Origin of the sequence: Spirosoma endophyticum, from assembly GCF_900112365.1 — a bacterium.
Taxonomy (GTDB): domain Bacteria; phylum Bacteroidota; class Bacteroidia; order Cytophagales; family Spirosomataceae; genus Spirosoma; species Spirosoma endophyticum.
In genome coordinates this window covers 1-11,004 of the sequence record NZ_FOLQ01000053.1, presented here as the reverse complement: position 1 = coordinate 11,004, position 11,004 = coordinate 1, and the positions used below count along the sequence as shown (strand labels likewise).

Sequence of the window (11,004 nt, the reverse complement as noted above, 5' to 3'; positions counted from 1 at the left end):
CGCAAAGCCAAGATTGCCATTAGCATGACTGAGCAGGGTGACCCCTATGAGAATGCATTAGCTGAGCGAGTGAATCGAACGATCAAAGAGGAGATGCTATTGAATCGGAGCTTTGTCAATTACGAAGCCGCTAAAGAAGCTGTCGGGCGAGCCATTGAGAATTACAATCGGTTACGACCGCATCGTAGTTGCAACTACTACACCCCACAACAAGCCCATCAGATGCAGGGCGAGTTAACAAAAAAGTGGCGCGTACGAAAGCGCTCCCAGCCGGAAAAAGTACAACCCAAGGCAACGAAGATTGAAGCTTAAAATGAGACTAAAATCTGTCAAGTAAAACCAGGGTAATACAAATTATTTGGGATGAGGGAAATCTCTGGAATCGTAGCCATCATTATCTTTAAACCACTCCTCTTGGCCATCCTTTACCTTGAAAGTGAATGTTAATCTGCTTGAGGGTAAAGACTGTTTAGTGGGGCTTAATTCAGAATGTAGGTAAGTGAGCAAATGCGAAAAGGGATTTAAATTAGTGACAAGACAAACTTCCTTAAGCTCGGCCCCCCCAGTAATGATAACAATTTGATTGTGCCATTGCCCCCATATGGCTGTAGAGTATTGCTCAACTTGATTAAAACTGGATGGGCTAGAAAGTTGATACAGATAAGCGCTGTCTCGTTTCTCCATTAATACGTTAGTAATCTTAGCCTTCGTCTGATAAACGAAGTAGCGCAAATTTTTCTCAAGTATTGGGTCTTTAAAGCTAAGTTGCTGGAGAAGGGGAGACTGTGCTGATAGCGGTAAATTTATCCAGCAGCAAAGCAAAGTCTGGACGATAATCAAATGGTAAATTTTAGACGCTTTCTTTCCCATTATAGTCTATTTCTAATACATAGATTAAAAGTGGGGTAGCAATCCACATAGAATAATCCCTTTACATAAAGTTAGTTATACAACAGAGTTAAGAATAATACATTTTTTGGCTTAACGAATGAATTGTATTATTGTAAGTATTATAGGCTTAGTATAGTGAAAAAATATTTGTCAATTTAAATCGTAGTTATCAGGCAGATGGTTATTCTACTTTCGTTTCTAATAACTTTTTCGCGGTTTCTATACTTGAACGATTATCTATAATAACCCCTGAGTTGTCCAGTATAATGTACCGGGGATAAGTAATACCTAATGATTTTGAGTTTACCCCGTTTTCATCAAAATACTCATTCCAACTCGGTTGATACCTGCTTAGGATGCGATTTAAGACAGTCATTCTATCTTTCTCATCATAACAAATACTCACAATATTAAATCCTTTATCTGAATGTTTATTGTATAATTCTTGCATTTTTGGGATACTCGCGATACAAGTTCCGCAAGACGTATTCCAGAACTGAATTAACGTATATTTATGGTCCAATTTTAGCGAATCGATTGTGGAAAATTTCACATTTTTATAGGTATAACTAGGCATTTTTTTTCCTTGACCGATTGTATTACTCTTATCAATCATACTCTTTACAATGCCACCAAATTTACTTTGCTTTATATGAGTGGAGAGTTCAAAAAATGTAGCATCATAATCATCTTTAAAGCCGTTTTGTCTAAATTCATCAAACAACTTCCAGAGGGAGATGTAAGAATTTGGTAGCTCTAAACATAAGTCAATCAGCAATCTATGGTTACGCTCTTTATAGTTTGCACGTATTGCCTTTAATTCCTCTTTTGCGTCGTTTGGTAGCACTCTTTTATAAGCCTTAAATAAACTGTCGGAATAGGTTGAAAGCCAGTGATAATCCCTTTTTAAACGACTATATTTTTTGAAGGATTCACTTTTGTAATATTCTCCCATTACTTTATTATTGATAGAAGGTATACTGCGACCTATAGTGAAAGTGCCATTCTGGTCTCCCAGTTCAACTATAAAAAACTCTGATTTATATTTAAGCATATTATTATCAAAGTACTCCAAAGCGAAACTATAGGGGTAAGGAATAAACCCCTGAATTTTAAATTGACCTTTTACTATATTGCTTTGATAGCTGACTACTTTAATAGAATCCTCTTTCTCCGCTGAAAAACTATAAGGGATTAGTTTAACATGTCCTTTGTAAACATCAATTGTACCGTTAAAGGTAAAATTTTTAATAAAACCACCTTTAAGGTTTGATTGTGCCAATAAAAAAGGACTAGTTGACAGGAGCAGAATTGTAAGTATAAGTTTCATAAATGCAGCTATATATGATGGAAATTACCGAGAACTACCTTTATCCTTAGTCAATAATAATCAGAATAATACAATTTACTCGTTAAGCCAAAAAATGTATTATTCTTAACTCTGTTGTATAACTAGACTTATGTTATGTGAATAAACTTCTATAAGAATAAAAAATATCAAACCACTTCTATATAAATTACAATTTTTAATTTATTTATGTGAAGTTGTTAGTAAATTATCAATTGCCTTTTTTGCTCTAGTGTATGGGCCTAGTTTGTCGAGTCCAGCATCCCCAACCCAAGCATTACGAATAATACCTTGCTGATCTATTATATAAGTTGTTGGATTACCAAAGAAGTAAAATGATTTACCAATATCTCTTGCATCAGCAATGATTTTGAAATTAAAGGGGTGCTGTTGAAAGAATGTGGGTTTTAGCTGTTCGGCTTTATCAGAGGAAAAACCGAGAAAAAGTACGCCTTTGCCTTTGTATTCTTCAACTAGTTTATTTAGCGCGGGCATTTCAGCCACGCATGGGGCGCAGCTCATGAACCAAAAATTGAGCACTAAGACCTTACCTGCCAATGTGGATGAGTCGTAGGATTCACCATCGAGCGTTTTAAAGGTAGAGAGGGGCATCTGATGACCCTTTACGCATTCTTCCCAATCGTAATGAATTTGTTGATACTTTTGATAAGTAGCGTCTAGTGGTTGAATAAATGCGCCTTGAGTAGTCGATTTGGTAGTAGCAACTGCTTGAATAGCTTTTGCGTGGTCTATTAAACACTGTTTCAATGTATTATTTTGAGCATGCAAGTTGTAAGGCAACCAGATGTATATGCTTAGGTAGTACAATCCTCTTTTTACCATGACAAAAGCTGTTGTATAAGTGGCATTATGTTAGTTAAGACTCTAAATTTAAGCCTGAATAACGTTTGATTCTCAACCATGTAAACTTTTCGTCTTATGAAACCATTACTGCTCGTTTTACTCCTGGTTAGTCTCCTCAACTGTCGGCCAGGGACTAATTCACCTTTAGCCCCAACACTACCTATTCAACCTATCGTAAAACAACCAGTACCTATCCAATCCTCTCAAACGACGACAGCTGGCCCTGCGGGACGTTACTTAGTAACCACTTACATTGTCGCCGGGGATACTTTACACATAGCCAATAAGGCGGGGTTTCCCATAAAAAGCAAATTGGATATTGATAACTTTGCTCTTGTCATTACGGAGAAAGGCAATGATCAATATACCCTTACGTATTCGTATTACCACAACCCAACCGGTGAGGTACCAACCTTTACAAAGACGGTTATTGGGAGTGTTTTAAATGACTATTACTTTCGGTTTACCGATACGCGTGTACAGCCCGGAACTGTTTTTGACTCCAAGCTTCAACAGTTTACTAAGCAGTTCTACCAGCGTACGGTGGGTGAAGGGATATTAATCCCTTTAAAAGGCTTGTCCGGACCGCTGGATCAAACAACCGATAAAGAAGTCATTATCGTGGCCGTTCCACAAGGGAGATGAGCTCACAGGTCCATCGGTGGATAAAATATAAACAGAAATTCTGTCGCATGCTCAAGCGTCAGGGTAACCTACAAGCCGTTTTACGGGGTATTTTCCTCGTAATTGACAGAGCCAATCTCCGGATATTCTATTAACATAATATTGGCTATTCCTCTTTCCTTTCCAACGTACAATTCCATCTGCTTTCGGGGCTTATCTAGAGGGGTTGATCTTAGAATATTCCCTTAACATAACGTACCTTATACAACACATCCCCAAAAAACACAATTTTCCGAGAAGTCGCGATATCAATCAGCTAGCGCTTTTTCCGGTAGTAGATTTCCTGTGTATAGCGATGAGCGGTAGCTGATGAACCAGGTAACAAATAGCGATAGGTATAAACCGTTCTAAACTCATTCGCTTGAGTCAGCGTAGCTGAGTAAGGTTCTTGGATAAATGAGTGGGGAAGCGTAGCCCGGTTTAACTTTAGCACTGATTCATTGGCGATTACTTGCCATCGGCCCGTTTCGGTTCCTTCGTTCAGGGTAGAGCTATCAACTGAATAGAAGTCTTTTCCCATAAACTGCTCCCCATAGCTACTATCCTGATTAAACACGTATGTGTCACTCCCTAGCAGAGAGCCACTACTATCGGTTCGGTTACGGGCAGTAAGCGGAGCCTCGAAACCGCTGTAGACAATGCGGTGAATGGCCCATTCACCAACAATATCGGCGAAAGTAGGCACGTAAGGCGTAGGGGGGACACTTTTCTGACAAGCCAGTTGGGTCATCAACAACAGGGTGAGAAGTACAGTAGGTTTCATGAGAGTTGATCAACAGGTAGAGCTATGTTTATGCTAACCAGTGCAGTAAACGGCTGGCCGCTTGCTGCTGATCCGGCTCATTAAGGCTGTAAAACTCTACCGAGTGACCCACTAGACGTACGCCATCCCAGCGGCCCATACTATCTTGGTAAATAACCGCGTAGCCAGCCAGATCACCCAGTTCTGCCCGGATATCGTCAAGCACGTTGTCCATATCGTTGGTCACGCTTTTGGAGCCTAAGTCTAAATCCACAATGGCAATCACGCTACCCTCGACGCTATACCTGTAATCAGCCCGTGGGCCTGAGAATTTACGCTTCATAAGTCAGAAAACGGAGACAGTAAACAAAATCAACAAAGTAGATAGCAGGGCCTGGCTACCATACCTACATACTTAGCCCTTGATTGTGCCCTAAAGAAGGCAGCTTCTTAAGATCTTTCTCCGCATACCCTAGGGTGGCACTAAAGCCCAGCTCTTGGGCGCTGGCTCGGTGCTTATCCGACACAAAATATAACGCCCCATCTTTGTATTCCATACCCAGGTGCGGCTTAGCCAGGTATGTGTTACGCAGTTTCTGAGCCAGTGCAACCGGACTCGGCGCCGGTAAGCTGTTCTTAATCTTGGTTCGGAACTTGGCGTAGTACGCAGGTTCGGCTCCAGCAACCGATGCCGACGGGCCAGCGCTAGGAATGACCTCACCAGTCGGGGCAACGGGATTCTTAACGGCAGGGCTAACGGGCTGTTGACCGGCCTCCTTAGCCAACAGCCGCGCCCGTTGCTCGTTGAACCGACGAACCAGATCATTATACGTCTCCATGTGGGCCTGATGAGTCTGTGACAGGCTACGATAAAGGGCTTGCTCCTGCTTCAACTGCTCCAGTTGCTCACGAGCCACCTTCTCCAGGGCTTCAGTGAGCTGAGTGAGCTGCTCGACCGACTGGGTTAGACCCGGCACTTTGTCCGCCTGCTGTTTCTGCTTCACGAAGGCCGCATAATTGCCCACGGCCCGCTGTTTCCATTCGGCAATCTGAGCCTGATCGGCTGGATCAGGCTTAATGACCTCTTTGATCACTTCCACTTCTTTAATCACCTCCACTTCCTGGACGATGGTTTTAGGCCGATGATTCAGTAAAGCTTCCTGCATGGCATTCCGCTTTTCATAGGCCTCGTCCCGCTCATGCCGCAGCCGATCAATTTCGGCTTGTTGGCCCGCGTTGGGCTTACGGATCTCCACCACCGCCGGTTTCTGTTCCAGTTCGTGTTTAAGCCGATTGATCTCGGCCTGGTACTCGGCTCGGTTGGCCTCCAGTTGACTGGCCAGCTGCCGGTATTTGTAGCCCACGGCTGATCCTTTCACTGGCTGAGCGTCCCCTTGCTGAAAGCTGATGCCATAAATCCCCTTACTATTGGTCGCCAGTTGGGTAGTGATACCCTGCTCCTTCAGATCGGCGGTTAATTCGGCCAGGGTGGTGGGTTTCTGATTGGCCAATACTTGACTTAAAACCGTAGCGATCGAGGCCCGGTTCGCTTGGGTCTGTGCGCTGTGATCCCGTAGACTCGTCCGTTGCTCAGGCAAGGCTAGTAAGGTTAAGTCCTGCTCGATCTGACGCGTGATTTTGACGTTGCGCGCGTAGTTATGACTCGTATCTAAAGCCGGGCCGTCATCGAGTCGAACCCGATTGATGTAAATATGGACGTGAGCATGAGCCGTATCATGGTGTTGAAAGATGGCCACCTGATGCTGGTTCGGATCGGCACCCATCGCCGTGCAGTACTGCCGGGCGGCCGCCCGCCATTGGTCGGCACTGAGTTGCTCGCCGGGCTGAGCCGACAAGGAGGTATGCCAGACGGGGGTTTTACAACGGCTTCCCTGGGCCACCGCAGTCATTTCAGCGGCCATGCCCTGCCAATCGTAACTGATCAGATTATAGCTATCCAGCAGGGTCACTTTAGGCTGTTTGTGCTGCCGCTGCTGAACCGTTAGATCCGCAGCGCCATAGCCTAAGGCGCTGTCAAAACGTGTGCCGGTGGTGGTCTTCGCGATCATGCTAAGAGCTGGTTTAGTTGGCTAATCAAGCCGTGAATACCCGATACATCGAACTGGCCAGTGTGCGCGTAGCGGGTTAACTGGTTCAGGTTATTGGCCAGGCTGGCCAGCTGCGCGCGTTCAGGTTTAGTCAGCAGGGTAGGGCCACCAGCACCCGGCGTAGACGCCGACTCACGACCCAGCCCAAGCGCCGATCGGCGGAGATACTCCGACAGCTTAAGCCCACAGGCTTCTGCCTTTTGTGCAATCTGTTTGCGTTCGTCTTCCGTAACGCGCAGATCCAGCCGATGGGTTTTAGTCAGGTTCGTTTCCATGTTGTGGGGTAGTTGGGGGTGTCGGGGCATGCCCTGACCAAGACAAGCCCGGTAGCGTAGCGTAAAGCCGGGCGGTTGACATTGGAAATGCAAAGACCGACGATAGGAGGAATTTGTGTGTACAATGTCATGGCTTGCTTAGCCAGATACAATACAAAAATAAGCGGATAAAGTTGGAATGTCAAGACCATGTAGATAAGTTGCCGGATGGGTTTATGAGACCGCTAAGCAGGGTAGGCTTTAACAAAGTATAACAGGGGAAAATAGTCACCCTATCTTTCCCTGTTATACTAAAGGGTCAACTAGGGTTAGTTAGTAATTATTAGAATAATACAAATCGTGGAACAGTTAACTAAATTTATAGTTTCGCGGCCCAGTGCGTTTTTTAGTTTTTGCGTTCTTTTTCCTCTTCCCCGTTGTTTTTTGATCTGCTCATTAGTTATTCGGAATCAGTTTTTTTTACCTTTCCTTTTTTACCCCTAAAAACCGCTTTTTCAAGCCACTTTTTTAGCAAACAAGTGATTGTGTATTTTCAAATACACTTGTTAAACACTTGTAGGACGATTTTTTAGCAAATAACTCGCTAATTACTAATCAATTACCCTGTGGATAACTTTTAATAAAATGTACTTTAATCGTTTATTAAATGTGGTTTGATCGGTGAAACAGCCTTTATTAAATGTGGTTTGATCGGTGAAACAGCCTTTATTAAATGTGGTTTGATCGGTATTTACATTTTACAAAAAAAGGTACTAACTTTTAAAAATACATTTTTTATATTTGCCTGAAGATCAATAAATATGAGACAACCTGTTGAGATATGGCAAGATAATGTGCTGACTAATGCACGTTATGAAATGACTGAAGCAGAAAAGAACATACTGTATATGGTGGTAGCTAGTGTCCGCGCTGAGGACTCACCTACAAAAATGTATCAAGTATCAGTCAAAGAAATGGCTAAAGTGTGTGGTTCTAAAGAGTTGATGTTAGAAGCTTATAAACAAGCTACTGAGAAACTGATAGGCCGCGTATTTACCACCACCTTAGAAAACGGGGATATATTACAGGCATCATTTATTGCCTCTGCCTTGTATAAGAAAGGTACCGGCATAATTGAAATAGAGCTTTCGCAGAAAGTACGTCCTTACTATGTCGATTTACATAAGAAGTACACCAAGATTCAACTAGCTGCTGCCATATCTCTTAATTCGGCTTATGCAAAGCGAATTTATGAGGTATTATGCATGTACAAGAACATGCCTGACAAGAGTTTTAGAAGAGATTTACTGGATCTAAAAAAGATGCTAGGTGTTGTCAATATTAAGACCGGGAAAGACAAATATCCAATATGGACTCAGTTCAAGCGCGACGTTATAGATGTTGCTGCTAGAGAGATTAACGGCCATACGGATCTAACATTCAATTTCAAACCCATTTATGGGGACCGCCCTGGTCGAGGACGTAAGCCGGTTGTTGAAGTCGAATTTGAGGTCTTTTACCAAGCTAAAACCGAACCAGCTCCACTATCGAATCTGCATGAACGGTTGGTTAAGCAATTTCGACTACGACCTGATCAGGCTGACCAAGTGTTGGCCACGCAAACAGTCGAAACAATTAATCGTCAACTTTATGACATTCAAACTAAAGCAAATGATGGCAAGGTCAAGAATCTAGGTAGCTATACAGCTAAAGTATTTGGCCTAGAAACGAATAAAAAAGAGAAATGAACTGTACATCGTTTAAAGATAGACAATAGCTCAGAGAGCCTGAGTCGATTCCAAACCAAAAGAATCGGATAGTAATATGGAAACAAAAAGAAGTTTAGAAGAGATTCCACCTATGAAGGTAGGTCAATGGAACAGTTATCGACCTGAAGATGTGAAACGCTGGGGAGTTGAACGATTCTTAGATGAGGTAGCCCCTAAAGAACCTTTAGAAATACCAGATCTAGGCTTTACGGAGGAAGAAAACCGACGAATGGACGAAATTTTGCGTGAGGAACGCGAAGCTGCGAACAATGGTATTTGATACAAATCTAGTTATTCAGTATGTGCGTCAAAAGCGAACATTACCCGCTCGGGCTATCCTGCCAGTGGCTGTTGTGGGTGAAATCAAAGCATTCGCTCTAAAAGCCGATTGGGGTAGTCAGAAGCTTGCATTCGTCGAGAATTTATTAAAAAAGTGCCCCATCATGGAAGTGACGGCAGCGCTAACAGATACGTATGCTCTAGTTGATGCATACAGCCAAGGAAAACTAAAATTCCAACCGCTTCCGCCTGGCTTATCAGCACGGAACATGGGTAAAAACGACTTATGGATTGCTACTACAGCTCTCTATTTCGATCAAGAGTTACACACAGCAGATAACGACTTTGATCATCTTTCCGCACTGGGTTTGCGATTAGTCAAGACTGGAATATAGGTAGAACTCATAAACTGCATTTAGCCAAATAGACGTTGCCAAAAGCTTTTCTTATCTGGCTGTTGATCGATTGGTGTTTCAGATAGAGGTGCATCTGAAACAGAAGTTGGAGAAGGTAGTAGCTTAAGCTCACGGTTTTCTTCTCGTAAACCTGTATTCTCAGCCCGTAAGTAAGCCGTTTCGTTTTTTAGAAGTTGGATAATCTCATCTTTAGCTTCCAAAAGGGCTGTATAGTCTTGTAAAGGCGGTTTATCTATACTTGTATTGTCATTATATACTCTTGTATAGTCATCAGTCTTAACAAGTTTTGAAGGTGGATAGACATCAAACAAGTAATTAGCCTGTATAGTGTACATAGCGCCCTGTTTGCCCTTTTTCATCTCGATGAAGGGTTTACTTTCAGATTTTTTGCACAGTCTACGTATAGTCGTTTCGTTTAATCCTGTAGCTTCGGAGGCTTCTTTCAACGTTAAGTAGCTCATAGCACTGTTAGGCTTGTACATTCTTTGTACAATTATTGTATAGTCTGCAAATCAAGCTGATACAACACTTAATTACAATAGTAGCTTATCATAATCGAGATTATACAACAGAAATGGCACCATGTTTTGAGGAAATAGCCTTCTCAGATGAGCCCCCTACAATTGGAGATGTCTTAGCTCGCCTTTATCAGCAAACTGGCATACGGGTAGCTTGTCAGCAGCAGGAGCCTGACTCGTTTGCTGCGGTGTATGTATTGACTAACCCTGAAGATGAGTTAGACAGTTTGGAATTATTTTATGATGAGAACAGCCAGCTCTATTTAACTTGGGGATCACCAACGACCTATCTGGTAGGAGCTGCTCTCCATACACTCGTAGCAATGGGCGGCCATTATGATTCAACGATTCCAACTTGGACCGCTAAAAAATGGTCGGAAGTAGCTAAAAAGGTGAAATCGCTACCAAGACATGAGCACCCAGATTGGGTATTCGATTAACATAAAGCAAATTATACAACCGAAATAGAGGCATGATAAGGCTTGGCGAACTACGAAATCAAATCTACGAGAGTATTGATACTCTCCTTTGGGAGGAGTGGGACCCAATTGCAATAAACAATATAGCGCCAAGAGACGAGTATCAATCCTATACTCCCCAATTATACAGTTTGGCTATTAATGGAGCAGCGATTGACGAAGTTGCTGACGCACTTTTGCGAATTGAACAAGAAAAAATGGGCCTAGATGGGGATAGCCAACATTGTAGAGCGGTTGCTGAAAAGATTGTGGCAGTTACTAAGAAACTAGCTCTAGGTTAACATAAGGCCACTTATACAACAAATTGTATTCCTCTGAAATAGCTTGACACCAACCGTGTAAAGTTATGACCGAGAACAAATTGGCTCCAAGCCAGCAAAAGTACAAAACCGCCGTATTTCGACGGCGAATCATTGAGCGCCTACGCTTACAGATGGTCACTGAACAGCAGGTCTTGACCGAACTTGGGATTTCTCGTACCTTACTCAATCAATGGAATCGAACCTACCAACGCTACCAACTTGTGTGGTGGTTTAAGCCCGCCCGCTTTCCCCGTTTTGTCATGAAAAAGCCCATCACGGATGAAGTCCAAGCGCTCAAACAAAAACTAGCTGATACCGAAGCAGCTTTGAAACAAGAACGGTTAAAGAAT

16 protein-coding genes are annotated in these 11,004 nt (G+C 42.8%); 8 read left to right on the top strand and 8 right to left on the bottom strand.

Translation table 11 applies throughout. From position 1 onward, the window contains the following. A partial coding sequence (locus BM202_RS35815) for an integrase core domain-containing protein (protein WP_143100887.1) occupies window positions 1-312 on the top strand: 312 nt, incomplete at its 5' end. 42 nt (window positions 313-354) lie between these two features. Here BM202_RS35815 and BM202_RS35810 read toward each other — a convergent pair. From BM202_RS35810 to BM202_RS35800, 3 genes are all read right to left on the bottom strand, one after another. Continuing rightward, window positions 355-870 carry a hypothetical protein gene (locus tag BM202_RS35810; protein ID WP_093835305.1) on the bottom strand — a complete coding sequence of 172 codons (516 nt, stop codon included), beginning with the start codon at window positions 868-870 and terminating at the stop codon, window positions 355-357. Between the two features lie 202 nt (window positions 871-1,072). Further along, window positions 1,073-2,221 carry a TlpA family protein disulfide reductase gene (locus tag BM202_RS35805; RefSeq protein ID WP_093835303.1) on the bottom strand — a complete coding sequence of 383 codons (1,149 nt, stop codon included), beginning with the start codon at window positions 2,219-2,221 and terminating at the stop codon, window positions 1,073-1,075. Between the two features lie 201 nt (window positions 2,222-2,422). Then, window positions 2,423-3,082 (bottom strand): peroxiredoxin family protein, encoded by a 660-nt coding sequence (locus BM202_RS35800; RefSeq protein WP_093835301.1) that lies wholly within the window; start codon window positions 3,080-3,082, stop codon window positions 2,423-2,425. Between the two features lie 96 nt (window positions 3,083-3,178). Between BM202_RS35800 and BM202_RS35795 the strand changes: the two genes are divergently transcribed. Continuing rightward, entirely contained in the window at window positions 3,179-3,748 is a 570-nt protein-coding gene (locus tag BM202_RS35795; RefSeq protein ID WP_093835299.1) for a hypothetical protein, read from the top strand. 295 nt (window positions 3,749-4,043) lie between these two features. Here the strand turns inward: BM202_RS35795 and BM202_RS35790 are convergent, their stop codons facing one another. The 4 genes from BM202_RS35790 to BM202_RS35775 form a co-directional block, all read right to left on the bottom strand. Next, the gene (locus tag BM202_RS35790) at window positions 4,044-4,550 is read right to left on the bottom strand and encodes a hypothetical protein (protein WP_093835297.1); all 507 of its coding nucleotides are present in this window, start codon (window positions 4,548-4,550) and stop codon (window positions 4,044-4,046) included. A gap of 28 nt (window positions 4,551-4,578) precedes the next feature. Continuing rightward, window positions 4,579-4,872: a hypothetical protein gene (locus BM202_RS35785; protein ID WP_093835295.1), complete on the bottom strand. Its 294-nt coding sequence runs from the start codon at window positions 4,870-4,872 to the stop codon at window positions 4,579-4,581. Between the two features lie 64 nt (window positions 4,873-4,936). After that, window positions 4,937-6,598, bottom strand: a complete 1,662-nt coding sequence (locus tag BM202_RS35780) for a relaxase/mobilization nuclease domain-containing protein (protein WP_093835293.1) — start codon at window positions 6,596-6,598, stop codon at window positions 4,937-4,939. Continuing rightward, window positions 6,595-6,912: a plasmid mobilization protein gene (locus tag BM202_RS35775; protein WP_093835291.1), complete on the bottom strand. Its 318-nt coding sequence runs from the start codon at window positions 6,910-6,912 to the stop codon at window positions 6,595-6,597. Before BM202_RS35775 ends, BM202_RS35780 begins: the two co-directional genes overlap by 4 nt. 800 nt (window positions 6,913-7,712) lie before the next feature. Between BM202_RS35775 and BM202_RS35770 the strand changes: the two genes are divergently transcribed. The 3 genes from BM202_RS35770 (at window position 7,713) to BM202_RS35760 (ending at window position 9,334) form a co-directional block, all read left to right on the top strand. Further along, window positions 7,713-8,639, top strand: a complete 927-nt coding sequence (locus BM202_RS35770; protein ID WP_093835289.1) for a replication initiation protein — start codon at window positions 7,713-7,715, stop codon at window positions 8,637-8,639. A 76-nt stretch (window positions 8,640-8,715) separates the two neighbouring features. Beyond that, window positions 8,716-8,940 (top strand): hypothetical protein, encoded by a 225-nt coding sequence (locus BM202_RS35765; RefSeq protein ID WP_093835287.1) that lies wholly within the window; start codon window positions 8,716-8,718, stop codon window positions 8,938-8,940. Next, window positions 8,930-9,334 (top strand): PIN domain-containing protein, encoded by a 405-nt coding sequence (locus tag BM202_RS35760; protein ID WP_093835285.1) that lies wholly within the window; start codon window positions 8,930-8,932, stop codon window positions 9,332-9,334. Before BM202_RS35765 ends, BM202_RS35760 begins: the two co-directional genes overlap by 11 nt. A 20-nt stretch (window positions 9,335-9,354) precedes the next feature. On the opposite strand, the gene BM202_RS35755 is transcribed toward BM202_RS35760, so the two are convergent. After that, entirely contained in the window at window positions 9,355-9,816 is a 462-nt protein-coding gene (locus BM202_RS35755) for a hypothetical protein (RefSeq protein ID WP_143100886.1), read from the bottom strand. 35 nt (window positions 9,817-9,851) lie between these two features. Between BM202_RS35755 and BM202_RS35750 the strand changes: the two genes are divergently transcribed. From BM202_RS35750 to BM202_RS35740, 3 genes are all read left to right on the top strand, one after another. Beyond that, the gene (locus tag BM202_RS35750) at window positions 9,852-10,313 is read left to right on the top strand and encodes a hypothetical protein (RefSeq protein ID WP_177236823.1); all 462 of its coding nucleotides are present in this window, start codon (window positions 9,852-9,854) and stop codon (window positions 10,311-10,313) included. A gap of 32 nt (window positions 10,314-10,345) precedes the next feature. After that, window positions 10,346-10,633 (top strand): hypothetical protein, encoded by a 288-nt coding sequence (locus tag BM202_RS35745; protein ID WP_093835279.1) that lies wholly within the window; start codon window positions 10,346-10,348, stop codon window positions 10,631-10,633. A gap of 65 nt (window positions 10,634-10,698) precedes the next feature. Continuing rightward, a partial coding sequence (locus BM202_RS35740; protein ID WP_093835255.1) for a hypothetical protein occupies window positions 10,699-11,004 on the top strand: 306 nt, incomplete at its 3' end.